This window comes from Pseudomonas sp. EYE_354 (assembly GCF_023148575.1).
Lineage (GTDB): Bacteria > Pseudomonadota > Gammaproteobacteria > Pseudomonadales > Pseudomonadaceae > Aquipseudomonas.
Window position 1 is genome coordinate 399,780 of the sequence record NZ_JAHXNQ010000003.1, and the last position, 17,747, is coordinate 417,526.

The following is a 17,747-nucleotide window of genomic DNA, read 5'->3' on the forward strand; positions in this document are numbered from 1 at the left end:
TGATAGTTAGCGAGCTATCTTAATGTTCAAGGCACCCAGCCCCGGCTAGACTGTCGGGCTGCCGACTCACTTGGGTGCCTGATGAACCTTCGCATAATTCTGATTCTGGGCGCCTTAAGCGCCTTCGCGCCGCTGGCGATCGATTTTTACTTGCCGGGCTTCCCGGCGATGGCCACGGCGTTCGCCACCGATGAAAAGCATATCCAGCTGACCCTGGCGGTGTACTTCGCAGGGCTTGCCATTGGCCAATTGATTTATGGACCACTGGCAGACCGTTTCGGCCGCCGCGGGCCGCTGCTCAGTGGCGTGACCTTATTCACCCTGGCCTCTTTCGCCTGCGCCTATGCACCGTCTCTGGACTGGCTGATCGGCGCGCGTTTCGTACAGGCACTGGGTGGTTGTGCGGGCATGGTGATTTCCCGCGCCGTGGTCAGCGACAAGTGTGATGCGGTGGGCTCGGCCAAGGTGTTTTCCCAATTGATGCTGGTGACCGGCCTGGCGCCGATCCTCGCGCCGCTGGCCGGCGGGGTGATGGTTGGGTTGTGGGGCTGGCAGTCGATCTTCCTGGCGTTGACCCTCTTCAGCGTGATGGCCGCCGTCGCCGTGGCGTTCGGCCTGCCGGAAACCTTCCCGGCCCACCAGCCGCGCCAGCCCTTGTCAGGCTCGCTGCGCCGCTACTTCGGACTGCTGTCGGACCGGGTTTACCTCGGCTATGCCCTCACCGGCGCGCTGTCGATTGCCGGGATGTTCGCCTACATTGCCGGCTCGCCGTTCGTGTTTATCAAACTCTACGGCGTGCCCGCCGAGCATTACGGCTGGGTATTTGGCTCCAACGCCGCCGGTTTTATCCTGGTGGCGCAACTCAACGCCCGTCTGCTGGCCAAGCGTGGCCCGGCGTTTTTGCTGTCGCGTTCGGTGTGGGTGTATCTGCTGGCGGGCCTGACGTTGCTGGGCATCACGGCATTGCGCACGGATGCACTGTGGCCGTTGTTGGTGCCGCTGTTTATCTGCATCGCCAGTCTGGGCTGCATTTTGCCCAACACCTCTGCCTGCGCCATGAGCGGGCAGGGCGCCAGGGCCGGCAGTGCCTCGGCATTGCTCGGGTGCATCCAGTTCGGTGTGGCGGCGGGGGCGGCGTCTTTGGTCGGGATGCTGCACGATGGCACAGCCATGCCGATGGCGATGGTCATCAGCCTGTGCGGTGTATTGGCGGTGACGGTGGCCGTGATGACCCAGCGCCTGCAACGGGCCAGGGCCCTGCAAGCGCAGGTCTGAAGGACGGGTCAGCCAGCGGCGGATTGTTGCTGGCTGATCGGAAAACGATGCGGCGCCTGGATGCGCGCTTGCAGGGTATTGGCAAAGGCGCGAGCCTCGGCCTCGGTGTGGAAAATGATGGTTTTCTGGTCCAGACGGACCTCCCACTGCGATTTTGCTAACGCTTTTATCAGGATCTTCATTGCTGACTTCCTCACGTAAAAGAATCGTGGCAAAGGCGGCCAATATAAACCTGAATACGCTGGCAAATATGACAAAGGTCAACTCTCTGACTAGCGGTGTCGTCCGTTACTTACATCAATAACAGACGACACTGACAGACGTTATCTTCAGAAGCCTTCCAGTACGATTTTGCCCTTGGCCTTACCGCTTTCCAGCAGTGCATGGGCGCGGCGCAGGTTCGTCGCATTGATCACACCGAAGTGCTCGCCCACCGTGGTTCTCAAGGTGCCGGCATCGATCAGCTCAGCCACGCGATTGAGCAGGTTGTGCTGTTCGATCATGTCCGGCGTTTCGAACATCGAGCGCGTGTACATGAACTCCCAATGCAGCGACAGGCTCTTGCGTTTGAGTTTGCTCACGTCCAGCACCTTGGGGTCATCAATCAATGCCAGCTTGCCCTGGGGTTGCAGCGCCTCTACCAACTGGTCCAGATGCTGATCGGTCTGGGTCAGGCTGGCGACGTGAGTCACTTGAGGGTGGCCGGCCTGTTTCAAGGCTTCGCTCAGCGGTTGGCTGTGGTCGATCACCAGGTCGGCGCCGAGCGCCTTGGCCCATTCCTGGGTTTCCGGGCGCGAAGCGGTGCCGATCACTTTCAAGGCGGTGAGCTGGCTGGCCAATTGGGTCAAGATCGAGCCCACGCCACCGGCGGCGCCGACAATCAGCAGGCTCTGGCCTTCGTCCTGTTGGCCTTCGCGCACCTGCAGGCGCTCGAACAGCAGTTCCCAGGCCGTAATGGCGGTCAGCGGCAGTGCGGCGGCTTCGGCAAAACCCAGGCTCTTGGGCATATGGCCGACGATGCGCTCGTCCACGGTGTGCAGCTCGCTGTTGCCACCTGGGCGTATCAGGGAGCCGGCGTAGAACACTTTGTCGCCGACCTTGAACAGGCTCACGTCGCTGCCGACGGCCTTGACCACGCCGGCCACGTCCCAGCCCAGCACTTTGGCGGTGCCGTTTTCCGGAGCGACATTCTGGCGCACCTTGGTGTCCACGGGGTTGACCGAGATGGCTTTGACTTCCACCAGCAAATCGCGCGGGCCGGCGACCGGCTCCGGCAGTTCGATGTCTTGCAGAGATTTTTCGTCGTTGATCGGCAGGGATGCGTAGTAGGCGATGGCTTTCATGGTGGCTCCGTAAAAGGACAGTGATCAGGCAAGAAATGTCAGGCGCTTGAGTTCGAAGTGTTCGATCACGTCAGCCGCCTGAGCGCGAAAACTCTGGATATGCGCGCTCCTGTCGTGGTCGGCCAGCGCCGCGTCGTCGCTCCAGCGTTCGAGCATGTAGAAGGTCTCGGGATGTTGCTGGTCCTGGTAAAGGTCGTACTGCTGGCAACCGGCTTCGAGGCGAGTCGGTTCCAGCAGGCCGCGCAGCAATCGCTCCAGGGTCGCTTGTTGGCCAGGCTTGGCGATCAGTGTGGCAATGACGTTAAAGGCAGTGGACATATTCAACTCCAGGCACGTAATGGGCAGGTTGGGCAGATCATTGGCTATTTCCGCCCGCGATAAAAGCGGCTAAAACAGCACTCTGTTTCAACGGAATTTTGATAATGGAGGCGCGGATGCTGCGTTTTGATGATTTGCAGTTGTTTGTGCGTGCTGCCGACCTGGGCAGTTTGTCAGCTGCGGCGCGAGTGATGGACCTGTCGCCGGCCGTAGCCAGCGCCGCACTCAAACGCATCGAACAGCAACTGGGGACGCGCTTGCTGGCACGCTCCACGCGCAGCCTGCGGCTGACGGCGGAGGGCGAAGGCTTTTTGGAGTACGCCCGCGCCGCGCTGAGTTCACTGGATGAGGGGCGACGTTTATTGGCCAGCGGCCAGGACCACGTCAGCGGTGTGCTGCAACTGTCGGCGCCCTCGGATTTTGGCCGCAACCAGTTGTTGCCGTGGCTGGACGAATTTCAGCAGCAGCATCCCCAGCTCAACGTGCGCCTGTTGCTGGGCGATCGGATCGCCGACCTGTTCCGCCAGCCGGTGGATATCGCGCTGCGCTACGGAGAGCCTGAGGACTCCAGCCTGATCGCGTTATCGGTGGCGCCGAGCAACGTTCGCGTACTGTGTGCCGCCCCCAGTTACCTCGCGCGCCATGGCGAGCCCCGGCATCTGGAGCAATTGGCCCAGCACAATTGCCTGCTGTATATGCTGGCCAGCCGCGTCCACGACCACTGGACGTTCCACGACGGCAGGCGAGAAGTCAGCCTGACGGTGTCCGGCGACCGTTTCAGCGACGATGCGGACGTGGTTCGGCGTTGGGCGGTGGCGGGTGTGGGGATTGCCTATAAGTCCTGGTTGGATGTGAGCACCGATGTGCTGGCCGGACGCTTGCGTTTGGTCCTGCCGGAGCTGCGCGGGGAGCCTACGCCGCTCAATCTGCTGTGTGCCCATCGTGCTCAGTTGAGTAAACCCGTCAAGTTGCTGCGGGAAATGCTCGTGGCTCGCTGTGCGACCTTGACCGCGCAGTTGCCGGCTTGTGTGGGCGTTGGGCAATAACCTCCAACATCTCAGGAAAATTCACTCACATCCTGTCCCTATCCCTGGTGTCAGACGCCACGGAACCGGCAGTTGGGGCACCTATACTTTGGCCCCAACTGCAGTACCAAAATAGCTCGACAGGGAGTGAACAGATGGAAGAAGCACCGTGCATCAGTCAGATCGCGAGCTTGCTCGCTGAGCCAAAACGTACCGCCATGCTCTGGTCCTTAATGGACGGTTCGGCCAAGTCGTCCCAGGAGTTGGCGACAGTTGCCGGGTTGTCGGCGGCCTCGGCCAATGCGCATCTGGCCCGGTTGACGGGCAGTGGTTTGCTGCGGATCGAGGCGCGATGTGGCAAGCGGCTGTTTCGCGTGGCGGCCGCCGATGTCAGCGCCGCCATCGACGCCCTGGCCAGTACGACCCTGGCCAGTGCGGTACGCAGCACGCCGGAGGTGTCATCACCGGTCGTATCGGCGCCTCCCTCTTTACGCAAGGCGCGTCTGTGCCACGGCCACCTTGGCGGCGAACTGGCGGCGGGGCTGTATGAGCGGATGATGGTCGCGGGGTGGGTCGAACGCCAAGAGAGTCGCATCGACGTGACGGTCAAGGGCGCGCAGCACTTGGCGCGCCTGGGTATCTATGTCCAGGCGCTTGTGCCGCCATTGGTGTGCGATTGTTTTGACTGGAGTCAGCAGCAACCGCATCTGGGCGGTGCGCTTGGTGCGGGGTTGCTGCAATTGTTCCTGCAGTCGAACTGGATCAGTCTGGTCAATGAGTCCCAAGCGGTAATGGTCACCGACATTGGGCTGGAGCAGATCGTCGGGTTGGCCAGGCTATAGGCGCGGGCCGCACGTTACTGCGGCCCGTTCCGGTCTATTGCCTCAGGGTTTTACGAGTCGCGCATCCAGGCTGTTTTGCGCCAGGCGTTTGGCCTGGTCCTGGGTCATGCCCAGGGAGGTATACAGGGCATGGAAGTTTTCGGTGACATAACCGCCGAAGTACGCGGGGTCATCGGAGTTCACTGTCACTTTTACGCCACGCTCGAGCATGTCGAGGATATTGTGCTGGGCCATGTCGTCGAACACGCAAAGCTTGGTGTTGGACAGCGGGCATACGGTCAGCGGGATCTGTTCGTCAATGATGCGCTGCATCAGACGTTCATCTTCAATGGCGCGAACGCCATGGTCGATACGCTGGATTTTCAGCAGGTCGATGGCTTCCCAGATGTATTCCGGCGGGCCTTCTTCCCCAGCGTGGGCTACGGTAAGGAAGCCTTCATGCCGGGCGCGGTCGAACACGCGCTGGAATTTGCTCGGCGGGTGGCCCATTTCCGAACTGTCCAGGCCCACGGCCACGAATGCATCACGGAAGGGCAGTGCCTGGTCGAGGGTTTTCTGCGCTTCGTCTTCGCTCAGGTGGCGCAGGAAGCTGAGGATCAAACCGCTGGTGATCCCCAGTTGCTGTTCGCCGTCTTTGAGCGCAGCCGCGATGCCATTAAGCACCACTTCGAACGGTACGCCACGGTCGGTGTGGGTTTGCGGGTCGAAGAACGGTTCGGTGTGGATCACGTTCTGTTCTTTGCAGCGCAGCAGGTAGGCCCAGGTCAGGTCGTAGAAATCCTGGGACGTGCGCAGCACATCGGCGCCTTTGTAATACAGGTCGAGAAACTCTTGCAGGTTGTTGAAGGCATAAGCCTTGCGCAGGGTTTCGACGTCGTTCCAGGGCAGCGCAATTTTGTTGCGCTCGGCCAGGGCGAACAGCAACTCAGGCTCCAGCGAGCCTTCCAGGTGCAGGTGCAGTTCAGCCTTGGGCAGGGCGTTGAGCCAATCGTACATAGCTAAAATCTCATCAGGTGCAATGGCGGCATTCTACAGGGCATGGCTGAAATAATCGGTAAAACCTGACCGGCAGGAGAGTATTCGTTTTATTCGCGCAAGGTCGGCAGCGAACTGCTTGAGGCCTACGGCTATTCAAGGATGAACGGCAGGGTGTGCCCATGGTCTAGAAAGGTGCTTCCCGTAACCCGATGACGACAGGGCAATCCTGCGCCTGCGCAGGGGCGGTATACGGGGGCATTGGCCCGGTATGCCTGAGGTGACGGGGAACAGAATTAATCAACGCAAGGAGCCTTAGATGGCTGGCAGCAGCTTGTTCGCACTATTGGACGACATTGCCACACTGCTGGACGACATCTCGCTCATGAGCAAAGTCGCTGCAAAGAAATCGGCCAGTGTCCTGAGCGACGACCTTGCTGTGAATGCTGAGCAGGTTACCGGCATGAAAGCAGACCGAGAGCTGCCGGTGGTATGGGCTGTATTCAAGGGGTCGTTGAGAAACAAGGCAATCCTGGTGCCTTGTGCCTTGGTGTTGAATGCACTGTTGCCTGCGGCCGTTCATTGGCTGCTCATGATTGGGGGCGCGTATCTCTGTTACGAGGGGTTTGAAGCTATCAAGGACAAGCTCACGACTGGTAGAGACGATGGCACTGGGCAACCGAAGAAACCCAAGCCCAAGACACCTGAAGAGCTTGCAGCATATGAAAAGCGCAAGATTGCAGGGGCTATACGAACGGACTTCATTCTGAGCGCCGAGATCATCGTTATTACCCTGAATATCGTGACTGATGCCCCGATGCTCCAGCAGGTTTTGACGTTAGCGCTGATCGCGGTGGTCATGACAGTGGGCGTTTACGGATTGGTCGCGGGGATCGTGCGCTTGGATGATGCAGGCCTTATTCTCCAAAAATCTAAAGCTACCGGTACATGGGGTTCTGTGGTGAGGACCGTCGGGGGATGGCTGCTGTCCGCTGCACCAAAGCTCATGAAAGCACTTTCATGGATTGGGACTGTTGCGATGTTTTTGGTCGGCGGAGCGTTTATCACAGAAGGCATTGCGCCGATGCAGCATGTTGCCGAGAGGGCGGTCGAAGCGGCAGGGGCGTGGGAAACGGTCGCAACCCTAGGTATCCACTGCTTGGTAGGTGCGTTCGTAGGCATGCTTGCGGTACTTATCGTCAAAGGCTTCACCACGATCTTTGGTAAAGCCTCAACGTCGTCTGCCTGAACTCGAGTTGTGGGTGCCGATTCGCGGTTAAGAAGACATCTCGGTAGCGTTGGCGTAAAGCACGATGACCGATTTCACCAGACGATGTTCCGGCCACAGGATGTCTATCAGGGACAAAGCCTGTGGCCGGCTCGCTTACGCTTAACTGGAAATCGTAGTGGGCGCGGCGGCAGGCGCAGCGCTGCGTCGCAAAATCAGGACACCACCGATTGCAGCCAGGGTCGAACCGATCAATACACCGACTTTTACCTCATCGATCAGGTGAGCTGATCCAGCAAACGCCAGGTTTCCGATGAATAGACTCATGGTGAAGCCGATGCCACACAAGAGCGCAACACCGTAAAGCTGTGCCCAACTGCTGCCTTCCGGGAGCTTGGCCAAGCCCATACGAATGGCCAGAGCAGCCAATAGGAAAATGCCAACCTGCTTACCCACCAACAAGCCGAGCGCCACACCCAGCGGAACCGGATCGACCAGGTTTTCCATGGAAATGCCGGCAAGTGAAACACCAGCATTGGCGAAGCCGAAAATCGGCACCACAGCGAACGCTACCCACATGTGCAACTTCTCTTCCAGGAAGAGCAGTGGAGATCTGGCTTCCTCTTCCGGCTTACCCATTGGGACACACAGTGCAACGGCAACACCCGCAAGGGTGGCATGCACCCCCGACTGCAGCACGAAGAACCACAGCACACCACCGACCAGCAAGTACGGGAACAATCGTTTGACCCCCAGTCGGTTCATTGCGATCAAAATGCCCAGGGTCGCGAGCGATGCCAGTAGCATCGGCATGGAAAGACCAGTGGTGTAGAAAAAGGCGATGATGACCACTGCCCCCAGGTCGTCAATGATCGCCAGGGCGGCGAGAAAAACCTTAAGCGAAGTCGGGACTCGCTTACCTAGTAGCGACAGCACGCCCAGGGCGAATGCGATGTCGGTAGCGGCAGGAATAGCCCAGCCCTTCAAGGTCTGCGAGTTACCCCAGTTGATGGCGACGTAGATCAGCGCGGGCACAATCATGCCGCCTACAGCACCAAACCCAGGCAAGGCGCGCTGTCCCCAAGTGGAGAGCCCGCCTGCCAGAACCTCTCTTTTGATCTCGAGTCCGACCATCAGGAAGAAGATCGCCATCAGGCCATCATTGACCCAGTGCTCGATAGACATGCCCAACCACACACTGTGCAGGGCTGCGAAATAACCTTGCGAGAGAGGCGAGTTGGCCACAATCAGGGCTGCGAGTGCAGCGCCCATCAGCACAAGACCGCCAGCGGATTCCGACGATAGGAAGCGAGCCAGAATCGCGGCGGCTCTAGGGGTTTCAGCTTTAGCTTGATGATTGGTCATCAATGTCCTTGGGGCACTTAAAAGGTAAGAGATTAGCACTTGGCCCATGCCCCGTGGCGAGGTTAAACAGCCTGAAACAGTTAGGGCTGAACGGCATGGGCAGCAAGCATTCCTCAACGCAAAATTCTGAAATAGGAATTATGCCCAAACTTTAGTGGGCTCAGGTTCCGGCGATCAACTGGCGGGCGGCCTGACTATGATCGGCGATCAAGCCTTTCAGATCCAGGCCTTCGACCTGCCCATCGATGACCCGCCATATGCCGCCGATCATCACCCGGTCCGCACGATCCGCGCCGCACAGCAGCAACGCGGAAATCGGATCATGGCTGCCGGAAAAACGCAGTTCATCGAGTTTGAACAGCGCCAGGTCAGCCTGTTTGCCAACGGCCAACTCACCGATATCCGTACGCCCCAGCAGCTGCGCCGAACCTTGGGTGGCCCAGCCGAGCACGCCTTCGGGGGTGATTTTTTCTGCGCCGTAACGCAGGCGCTGGATGTATAGCGCCTGGCGCGTTTCGAGGATCATGTTGGACGCATCGTTGGACGCGGAGCCGTCCACGCCCAGGCCGATCGGTGCGCCCGCGGCGAGCAAATCCAGGGTCGGGCAGATACCGGAGGCCAGGCGCATGTTCGAGCTTGGGCAATGGCAGATACCGGTACCGGCTCTGCCGAGACGTGCAATTTCATCCGGGTTGAAGTGGATACCGTGGGCCAGCCAGGTACGCGGGCCGAGCCAGCCGACGCTGTCGAGGTAATCCACGGTACGTAGGCCAAAGCGTTGCAGGCAGAAGTCTTCCTCGTCGAGGGTCTCGGCCAGGTGGGTGTGCAGGCGCACATCCAGGTCTGCGGCCAGATCGGCACTGGCGCGCATGATTTCGGGGGTGACCGAGAAAGGCGAGCAGGGCGCCAGGGCAATCTGAATCTGCGCACCATCGTCACGCTCGTGGTATGCGCGGATCAGGCGTTGGCTGTCATCGAGGATAACCTGGCCCTGTTGCACGGTCTGCTGCGGCGGCAGGCCACCGTCGGCTTCGCCCAGGCTCATGGAACCTCGGGTGAGCATGGCGCGCATGCCCAGTTCGCGCACGCTGGCGACTTGCACATCGATGGCATTTTCCAGGCCGTCGGGGAACAGATAGTGGTGATCGGCGGCGGTGGTGCAGCCAGAGAGCAGTAATTCGGCCAGGGCCACTTTAGTCGCCAGGGCCAGCTTCTCGGGCGTCAGCCGCGCCCATACCGGGTACAGGGTTTTCAGCCAGGGGAACAAGGGTTGGTTGACCACCGGCGCCCAGGCGCGGGTAAGGGTCTGATAGAAATGATGGTGGGTGTTGATCAACCCCGGAAGGACCACATGCTCGCGAGCATCGAACACCTGGGTACAGGGTTGCGTGGGGGCCTGCCCCAAGGCGAGCACTTCGCGGATCACGCCGTCCTGCAGCACCAGGCCGCCACGGGCGTCGAGGCCGTTGGCCGTGAAAATCGCGAGGGGGGTTTTTAACCAGATACGGGTCGCAGGCATTGGCCGGCTCCTCTGAATGATGGGTTCAGGTTTGCCAGCTCAGTGTTGCCCTGTCTGCTGATCCAGGGTCGCCTTGGAGGGCGAGGGGGCAGTCTACGCGCGCAGCGTTATCGACGGCAATCGGTCGATAACGCTCGTGGTTGCTTACCAGGCGATCGTATCGCCTTTGTAGTCCACGAAATGATGGCCGCCTTTGCCGGTGTAGGCATTCACTTGATCCACCAGCCCACGCACGCTGGTGTCGACATCGATGTGCGCGTTTTCGCCGCCCATGTCGGTCTTGACCCAGCCCGGGTGCAGTGACAGCACGGTGAGTTTATCGTCGCCCAATTGGGTGATGAAACTGTTGGTCATGGAATTGAGCGCGGCTTTGCTGGCCTTGTACAGAGCCAGGTCGGAGCCGTCGGGGATGGTCACGCTGCCCAGTACCGAGCTCATGAACGCCAGTACACCGCTGTCCTTGCGTATCTGCCCGACAAAACGTTGCGCCAGGTTGATCGGCGCTACGGCATTGGTGAAGAACAGTTGGCCGACTTCCGCCAGGGTGGCGTGGCCAGGCTCCTGATTGGCCGGGCCCTTGACGCCGGCGTTGACGAACAGCAGGTCGAAGGTGTGGTCTTTCAAGCGTTGGGCCAGGGCGATCACGGCTTGCTGATCGTCCATGTCAAGCTTCTCGATCTGCGTCGGGCCCAAGGCTTCAAGGGCGTCGGCCTTGCTTGGATCACGCACGGTGGCGGTCACGTCCCAGCCGTCTTGAAGCAATTGCTTGACCAGGCCAAGGCCCAGGCCACGTGAAGCGCCGATGATCAATGCGGTTTTTGGCGTAGGCATGAAAAGCTTCCTTTAACGTCGCGGTTCAGGGTGGGCGGTGGGCAACAGTAGCAGTTTCAACGTTGCAGCAGGATGCGCCCACGGCTCAGGTCGGCCAGCTGGGTTTGCAGGGTGTCGATATGCGCTTGGCCCAGGGCCAATTGCAGTTCGACACCGTTGGCAGTGAAGGTTTCTTCGACCACCAGTCCGCCCAGTTCGGCGACGCGCAGCTTCACCAGGTTCAGCTCCGAGAAACCACAGGCGCAGCTCAATGGCACGCGACTGATCAGTTCGATACGCTCGGCGTTTTGCAGGCACTTGTTCGCACCGCCACCATAAGCGCGGGCAAGGCCGCCGGTACCCAGTTGGATGCCGCCGTACCAGCGAATCACTAGCACGGCGACCTGATCAAACCCTTGGGCTTCAATGGCCGCCAGAATCGGCCGGCCTGCGGTGCCGCCAGGCTCGCCGTCGTCATTGCTGCGGTACTGGTCGGCCAGCTTCCAGGCCCAGCAATTATGCGTGGCGTTCAAGTCGCTGTGGTGTTCGAAAAACGCCTGGGCGTCCTGGGTGCTGGTGATCGGTGTGGCCAGGGTGATAAAGCGGCTTTTGCGTATTTCTTCGCGAAACTCGCACAGGCCGGTAAGCGTGAAAGGCATAAGTTGCTTCGTCTAGAGGGCCGGCTTGATGCCACAGCCTTTGAGAATGATGTGGATCAGGTTGGTACCGGCGTCTTCCATATCTTGCTTGGTCAGCTTGCTGCGACCGGTGACGCGGCAGATCTGGGTGGCGAAGTCGGCATAGTGCTGGGTGCTGCCCCAGAGCAGGAAAATCAGGTGGACGGGGTCGACGGGGTCCATCTTGCCTGCGTCGATCCAGGCCTGGAACACGGCGGCACGGCCGCTGAACCAGGCGCGGTAGTCCTGGCTGAAATATTCGGTGAGGCATTCGCCACCGCTGATGATCTCCATGGCGAAGATCCGCGACGCTTGAGGCTGGCGCCGCGAGAACTCCATCTTGGTGCGGATGTAACGGGTGAGGGCCACGGCGGGGTCGTCCTCGGCGGTCAGCGTGTTGAAGGTGCTGTCCCACAGTTCGAGGATATTGCTGAGCACTGCGATATACAGGCCCAGCTTGTTAGTGAAGTAGTAGTGCAAGTTGGCCTTGGGCAGCCCGGCGCTGGCAGCAATGGTGTTCATGCTGGTGCCCTTGTAGCCATGGCGCGCGAACTCATCTTCAGCAGCCTGGAGAATCGCTTGTTCGTTCTTTTGCCGAATGCGACTGGCGGGCTTACCGGCGTGGTTGCTGTGGGCAGGAACTTCGAGGCTCATGGAGAATACCGTGCTGATCGATAGAGACGACGTGTGCACAGATAACCCACCCTCAAGCCTCAGACAAGTCCCGATGCAATAAAAGCGTCAAAGCGTTTCCAGAGTGTCGCTTTCCGCCGCGTTGATTGCGTCAGTGCGGGCAGCCTTGGTCTCCGGCAATAACAGGCACAACACAATGGCGGTCAAGCCGCCGCTGGTGATGGCCGAGTCGAACAGGTTCTGCACCAGCGTCGGCATCAGGTGCAACAGGTTCGGTTGCGCGGCGATACCCAGGCCTACGCCGAATGAGGTCGCGATAATCAGCATGCTGCGTCGATCCAGCGGTGCCTGGGCGAGGATGCGCACGCCGGCGGCGGCCACGCTGCCAAACATTACCAGGGTCGCGCCGCCCAGGACCGGCTTGGGAATTTGCTGCAGTACTGCGCCAATCAACGGAAACAGACCGAGGCAAAACAGCACGGCGCCGATATACAAGCCGACGTAACGACTGGCCACGCCGGTGAGTTGGATCACGCCGTTGTTCTGGGCAAAGGTGGTGTTGGGGAAGGCGCTGAAGGTCGCGGCGATCATGCAACTTACGCCGTCACCCAGTACGCCGCCCTTGAGCCTGCTCATATAAGCGGGGCCGCTGATGGGCTGGCGCGCGATCATGCAGTTGGCAGTGAGGTCGCCGACGGTTTCGATGCTGCTGATCAGGTAAATCAGCGCGATGGGGAGGAAAGCGCTCCAGTCGAAACTGAACCCGAAGCGAAACGGGATCGGCAGGCTGACCAGAGGCAGATCGGGCAGGGCCTGCGGTACCAGTTTGCCACTGAACCAGGCGGCCACGCTGCCGAGGGCCAGGCCGATGATGATGGCCGACAGGCGTACCCACGGCGTGTTCGAGCGATTGAGGAGGATGATCGTCAACACCACGAACAGGCCCAGCGCCAGATTGGTGGGTGCGCCGAAATCAGGGGCATTGAAGCCGCCGCCCAGGTCAGTGATGCCAACTTTGATCAGGCTGATACCGATCAACGTAATCACGATGCCGGTCACCAGCGGCGTAATCACACGGCGCAGTTGGCCGATGAAACGGCTGAGTACGATCTGCACCACTGCGCCGAAAAAGCACACGCCGAAGATCATCGCCATGATGTCTTCCGGGCTGCCGCCGCGTTGCTTTACCAGGAAACCCGCCGACAGAACGGCACCGAGAAACGCAAAGCTGGTGCCTTGCAGGCAGATCATTCCCGCGCCTATTCCAAACGGCCTGCGTGCCTGAATGAAGGTGCCGACACCGGAGACCATCAACGCCATGCTGATCAGGTAGGGCAAATGCGCAGTCAGCCCCAGGGTGGAGCCAATGATCAGCGGTGGCGTGATGATGCCTACGAACGCCGCCATCACATGTTGCAGGGCGGCCAAGAAGGCCGGCGCGGGTTTAGGACGGTCGTTGAGGCCGTAGATCAGGTCGCTGGGGCTGGAAGATTCTGGTGGCATGGTGGGCAAACTCGAGGCGGACGGTTCTAGGTCCTTATGCTCCTGCAAAAAACTGTCCAATTGCTCAGCTTTTTGCGTAAGCCGCGAGTTAGCGGGTTGCGGCCAAACTTTCCAGGAAACTTTCCAGCACCAAATGAGGGCGACGACCCTTGCGCGTGACCGATGCCAGGCTTAAATCGTAAAAGCGTGTAGTCGGTTTCAGCGCGCGCAGTCGGCCTTGTTGCACCCACAGGCTGGCGTAGTGGTCGGGCAGGTAGCCGATGTAGCGCCCGGTGAGGATCAGAAACGCCATGCCTTCGCGGTCCGACGCGCTGGCGGTGCAGTTGAGCGCCTGGTAGCGAGCCTGGATTTCGGCGGGCAGGCGGAAGGTGGGGGCGATGGCGTCCTGGCTGTCGATGCGCGCGTCGTCCAGTTGCTTGTCGTCGGCATAGAACAGTGGGTGGCCGACCGCGCAGTATAGCAGGGAGCGTTCGCTGTACAGCGGTTGGTACTCCAACCCCGAGAGCGCGCTGGCCTGGGGCACCACGCCAACATGCAGGCGACCGTCGAGCACACCTTGTTCGACTTCATTGGGCGCGATCATGCGGATCTGGATCTGCACGTCCGGGCCCCGTTCCTTCAATTGCGCCAGGGCGTGGGTGATGCGCATGTGGGGCAGGGTGACCAGGTTGTCAGTCAGGCCGATGATCAGCTCGCCGCGCAAGTGTTGGTGCAGGCCGTTGACCTCGGTGCGGAAACTTTCCAGCGCACTTAATAGCTGCAGGGCTGATTGGTAGACCTCGCGGCCTTCTTCGGTCAGGGAGAACCCGGCGCGGCCGCGCTGGCAGAGTCTTAGGCCGAGGCGCTGCTCCAGGTCACTCATCTGCTGGCTGATGGCTGAGCGGCCGATGCCGAGAACGGTCTCGGCCGCCGAGAAGCCGCCGCACTCCACCACGCTGCGAAAGATGCGCAAAAGGCGGATATCAAAGTCGCTGACTTGCGCCAGGGGATCGGGTCGACGGCTGCTCATAGTTTAGTGACGGCCTGACTGAAGGTTAGAAGAGTTGAATTTCACAGACTTTATCGTCGTGGCAATTTAGCTGCAAGAACGCTTTTCAATCCCGACGCTGCCGTTTGCCCTGCGAGGTTTTGCTGATGAACATGCCCGAAAACGCCCCATCGTCCCTGGCCAGCCAACTGAAGTTGGACGCGCACTGGATGCCTTACACCGCCAACCGTAACTTTCAGCGTGATCCGCGTCTGATCGTGGCCGCCGAAGGCAGCTGGTTGACCGATGACAAGGGACGCAAGGTGTACGACTCGTTGTCGGGCCTGTGGACTTGCGGCGCCGGGCATACGCGTAAGGAAATCCAGGAGGCCGTGGCCAAGCAACTGGGCACTTTGGACTACTCTCCAGGCTTTCAATACGGTCATCCATTGTCCTTCCAGTTGGCGGAAAAAATTACCGACCTGACCCCTGGTAACCTGAACCACGTGTTCTTCACCGACTCAGGTTCCGAATGCGCCGATACCGCTGTGAAAATGGTGCGTGCCTATTGGCGCCTGAAAGGCCAGGCCACCAAGACCAAGATGATCGGCCGTGCCCGTGGCTACCATGGTGTGAACATCGCCGGCACCAGCTTGGGCGGCGTTAACGGTAACCGTAAGATGTTTGGTCAGGCGATGATGGATGTTGATCATCTGCCGCACACCTTGCTGGCGAGCAATGCGTTTTCCCGCGGGATGCCGGAGCAGGGCGGTATCGCTTTGGCCGAGGAGTTGCTCAAGCTGATCGAGCTGCATGACGCGTCGAATATCGCTGCGGTGTTTGTCGAACCGATGGCCGGTTCCGCGGGCGTGCTGGTGCCGCCACAGGGCTACCTCAAACGACTGCGTGAAATCTGCGATCAGCACAACATCCTGTTGGTGTTTGACGAAGTTATCACCGGTTTCGGCCGTACCGGTTCGATGTTCGGTGCCGACAGTTTCGGCGTGACCCCGGACCTGATGTGCATCGCCAAGCAAGTCACCAACGGGGCGATTCCCATGGGCGCGGTGATTGCCAGCAGCGAGATTTATCAGACCTTCATGAACCAGGCGACGCCGGAGTACGCGGTGGAATTCCCCCACGGCTACACCTATTCGGCGCACCCGGTGGCGTGCGCGGCAGGCCTCGCAGCGTTGGACCTGTTGCAGAAAGAAAACCTTGTGCAGAGCGTCGCTGAAGTCGCCCCGCACTTTGAGAATGCGCTGCATGGTTTGAAAGGCAGTAAGAACGTGATCGACATTCGTAACTACGGCCTGGCTGGTGCAATCCAGATTGCCGTCCGTGACGGCGATGCCATCGTGCGTCCATTTGAGGCCGGTATTGCCTTGTGGAAAGCTGGGTTCTACGTGCGTTTTGGCGGCGACACCTTGCAGTTCGGGCCAACCTTCAACAGCAAGGCGCAGGACCTGGATCGCCTGTTTGATGCGGTCGGCGAAGTGCTGAACAAGATCGACTGATTTCTCTTTCTATATAGAACAACTTTTCAGGAGCCCTGCATGAGCCTTATCCAGCATTTGATTAACGGTGAGTTGGTCAACGATAACGGTCGTAGTGCCGACGTGTACAACCCGTCCACTGGGCAGGTCATTCATCAAGTGCCATTGGCCAGTCGTGAAACCATCCAGCGTGCAATCGACTCGGCCAAGGAGGCTTTCCCAGCCTGGCGTAATACGCCAGCGGCCAAGCGTGCTCAGGTGATGTTTCGTTTCAAGCAGTTGCTGGAGCAGAACGAGGCGCGTATCTCGCAACTCATCAGCGAAGAGCATGGCAAGACGTTGGAAGACGCCGCGGGTGAGTTAAAGCGCGGGATCGAGAACGTGGAGTACGCGTGCTCGGCGCCAGAAATTCTCAAAGGTGAATACAGCCGTAACGTTGGGCCGAACATTGATGCCTGGTCGGACTTTCAGCCATTGGGCGTAGTGGCCGGTATTACACCGTTCAACTTCCCTGCGATGGTGCCGTTGTGGATGTATCCACTGGCGATCGTGTGCGGTAACTGCTTCATCCTCAAACCCTCCGAGCGTGATCCGAGCTCAACATTATTGATCGCGCAGTTGCTGCAGGAGGCTGGCCTGCCCAAAGGTGTGCTGAGTGTGGTGCACGGAGACAAGGGAGCGGTGGATGCCTTGATCGAAGCGCCCGAAGTCAAAGCGCTGAGCTTTGTGGGTTCGACGCCGATTGCCGAGTATATCTATGCTGAGGCGACCAAGCGTGGCAAACGCGTGCAGGCGTTGGGTGGTGCGAAGAACCATGCGGTGCTGATGCCGGATGCGGACCTGGACAATGCAGTCAGTGCCTTGATGGGCGCAGCATATGGTTCTTGCGGTGAGCGCTGCATGGCGATCTCAGTAGCTGTATGCGTGGGCGACCAGGTGGCGGACGCGTTGATCGCCAAGCTGGTGCCGCAGGTCAAGGCGCTGAAGATCGGCGCGGGTACATCGTGCGGCCTGGATATGGGGCCATTGGTGACGGGGCAGGCACGGGCTAAGGTCAGTGGCTATATAGAAGAAGGTGTGTCGGCGGGCGCAGAGTTGGTTGTTGATGGTCGTGGTTTGAGTGTTGCCGGACATGAAGAGGGGTTCTTCCTCGGCGGTAGCTTGTTTGATCGTGTGACGCCTGAGATGCGCATCTATAAAGAAGAGATATTCGGGCCGGTATTGTGCGTGGTGCGGGTGGAGAGCCTGGAAGCTGCGATGCAACTGATCAACGATCACGAATATGGCAACGGTACCTGCATCTTCACCCGCGACGGTGAAGCGGCGCGTCTGTTCTGTGACGAGATTGAAGTTGGCATGGTCGGGGTGAATGTTCCATTGCCGGTGCCAGTGGCGTATCACAGTTTTGGCGGCTGGAAGCGTTCATTGTTTGGTGACTTGCATGCTTATGGGCCGGATGGAGTACGTTTCTATACCCGTCGCAAGGCGATTACCCAGCGTTGGCCCCAGCGTGCCAGCCATGAGGCGTCGCAGTTCGCCTTTCCTAGCCTATAAGGCTCGGCAACTGAGAAGCCGGTCCCTGTGGGGCCGGCTTTTCGCGTTATGGGGCTTTTTTGACCCACATGACAGAAATATGAAAAAGAAGGTTGACGCCAGATTCTGGAAGCCTATAATTCGCCCCACTTCCGGCGCAGTCGAAACGGAAAACTCTTTGGTAAACAATGAGTTAAGCGGTTTTCGGCAGTAGGGTGCTTCAGTTCATCGAAGCCAA

The 17,747-nt window shown here is 59.6% G+C and carries 17 protein-coding genes; 6 read left to right on the plus strand and 11 right to left on the minus strand.

The features are described from left to right. The first annotated feature begins 81 nt into the window (after nucleotides 1-81). Nucleotides 82-1,275 carry a Bcr/CflA family multidrug efflux MFS transporter gene (locus tag KZX66_RS06405; RefSeq protein ID WP_248077682.1) on the plus strand — a complete coding sequence of 398 codons (1,194 nt, stop codon included), beginning with the start codon at nucleotides 82-84 and terminating at the stop codon, nucleotides 1,273-1,275. An 8-nt stretch (nucleotides 1,276-1,283) separates the two neighbouring features. On the opposite strand, the gene KZX66_RS06410 is transcribed toward KZX66_RS06405, so the two are convergent. The 3 genes from KZX66_RS06410 to KZX66_RS06420 form a co-directional block, all read right to left on the minus strand. Beyond that, a complete protein-coding gene (locus KZX66_RS06410; RefSeq protein ID WP_248077684.1) occupies nucleotides 1,284-1,457 on the minus strand; it encodes a hypothetical protein in 174 nt (57 codons plus the stop codon). A 147-nt stretch (nucleotides 1,458-1,604) separates the two neighbouring features. Further along, nucleotides 1,605-2,618 (minus strand): zinc-binding alcohol dehydrogenase family protein, encoded by a 1,014-nt coding sequence (locus KZX66_RS06415; RefSeq protein ID WP_248077685.1) that lies wholly within the window; start codon nucleotides 2,616-2,618, stop codon nucleotides 1,605-1,607. Nucleotides 2,619-2,642: 24 nt separating this feature from the next. Continuing rightward, on the minus strand, nucleotides 2,643-2,936 hold the full coding sequence (locus tag KZX66_RS06420) for an antibiotic biosynthesis monooxygenase (RefSeq protein ID WP_248077686.1): 294 nt from the start codon (nucleotides 2,934-2,936) through the stop codon (nucleotides 2,643-2,645). Between the two features lie 116 nt (nucleotides 2,937-3,052). On the opposite strand from KZX66_RS06420, the gene KZX66_RS06425 reads away from it, so the two are divergent. Both KZX66_RS06425 and KZX66_RS06430 read left to right on the plus strand, forming a co-directional pair. Then, a complete protein-coding gene (locus tag KZX66_RS06425; protein ID WP_248077687.1) occupies nucleotides 3,053-3,982 on the plus strand; it encodes a LysR family transcriptional regulator in 930 nt (309 codons plus the stop codon). Between the two features lie 134 nt (nucleotides 3,983-4,116). Continuing rightward, the gene (locus tag KZX66_RS06430; protein ID WP_248077689.1) at nucleotides 4,117-4,803 is read left to right on the plus strand and encodes a helix-turn-helix transcriptional regulator; all 687 of its coding nucleotides are present in this window, start codon (nucleotides 4,117-4,119) and stop codon (nucleotides 4,801-4,803) included. 42 nt (nucleotides 4,804-4,845) lie between these two features. Here the strand turns inward: KZX66_RS06430 and KZX66_RS06435 are convergent, their stop codons facing one another. Then, on the minus strand, nucleotides 4,846-5,799 hold the full coding sequence (locus KZX66_RS06435) for an adenosine deaminase (RefSeq protein WP_032887105.1): 954 nt from the start codon (nucleotides 5,797-5,799) through the stop codon (nucleotides 4,846-4,848). Nucleotides 5,800-6,097: 298 nt separating this feature from the next. Between KZX66_RS06435 and KZX66_RS06440 the strand changes: the two genes are divergently transcribed. Further along, a complete protein-coding gene (locus KZX66_RS06440) occupies nucleotides 6,098-7,027 on the plus strand; it encodes a DUF808 domain-containing protein (protein WP_248077692.1) in 930 nt (309 codons plus the stop codon). Between the two features lie 141 nt (nucleotides 7,028-7,168). On the opposite strand, the gene nhaA is transcribed toward KZX66_RS06440, so the two are convergent. The 7 genes from nhaA to KZX66_RS06475 form a co-directional block, all read right to left on the minus strand. Beyond that, complete coding sequence (nhaA, locus tag KZX66_RS06445) at nucleotides 7,169-8,371, minus strand: Na+/H+ antiporter NhaA (protein WP_248077694.1); 1,203 nt, start codon at nucleotides 8,369-8,371, stop codon at nucleotides 7,169-7,171. A gap of 160 nt (nucleotides 8,372-8,531) precedes the next feature. Continuing rightward, entirely contained in the window at nucleotides 8,532-9,890 is a 1,359-nt protein-coding gene (locus KZX66_RS06450; protein ID WP_248077695.1) for an 8-oxoguanine deaminase, read from the minus strand. 144 nt (nucleotides 9,891-10,034) lie between these two features. Further along, nucleotides 10,035-10,721, minus strand: coding sequence for an SDR family oxidoreductase (locus KZX66_RS06455; protein WP_248077697.1), 687 nt, complete (start codon nucleotides 10,719-10,721; stop codon nucleotides 10,035-10,037). Nucleotides 10,722-10,777: 56 nt separating this feature from the next. Continuing rightward, nucleotides 10,778-11,359, minus strand: coding sequence for a YigZ family protein (locus tag KZX66_RS06460; RefSeq protein WP_248077701.1), 582 nt, complete (start codon nucleotides 11,357-11,359; stop codon nucleotides 10,778-10,780). Nucleotides 11,360-11,371: 12 nt separating this feature from the next. Beyond that, entirely contained in the window at nucleotides 11,372-12,031 is a 660-nt protein-coding gene (locus tag KZX66_RS06465; RefSeq protein ID WP_248077703.1) for a TetR/AcrR family transcriptional regulator, read from the minus strand. An 87-nt stretch (nucleotides 12,032-12,118) separates the two neighbouring features. Then, on the minus strand, nucleotides 12,119-13,513 hold the full coding sequence (locus KZX66_RS06470) for a nucleobase:cation symporter-2 family protein (RefSeq protein WP_248077705.1): 1,395 nt from the start codon (nucleotides 13,511-13,513) through the stop codon (nucleotides 12,119-12,121). An 88-nt stretch (nucleotides 13,514-13,601) separates the two neighbouring features. After that, nucleotides 13,602-14,522, minus strand: coding sequence for a LysR family transcriptional regulator (locus KZX66_RS06475; RefSeq protein ID WP_248077706.1), 921 nt, complete (start codon nucleotides 14,520-14,522; stop codon nucleotides 13,602-13,604). Between the two features lie 125 nt (nucleotides 14,523-14,647). Here KZX66_RS06475 and KZX66_RS06480 point away from each other — a divergent pair, with 125 nt between their 5' ends. Continuing rightward, nucleotides 14,648-15,997 (plus strand): aspartate aminotransferase family protein, encoded by a 1,350-nt coding sequence (locus KZX66_RS06480; RefSeq protein WP_248077707.1) that lies wholly within the window; start codon nucleotides 14,648-14,650, stop codon nucleotides 15,995-15,997. 39 nt (nucleotides 15,998-16,036) lie between these two features. Then, nucleotides 16,037-17,530, plus strand: coding sequence for a CoA-acylating methylmalonate-semialdehyde dehydrogenase (locus KZX66_RS06485; protein WP_248077708.1), 1,494 nt, complete (start codon nucleotides 16,037-16,039; stop codon nucleotides 17,528-17,530). The last annotated feature ends 217 nt before the right edge of the window (nucleotides 17,531-17,747 follow it).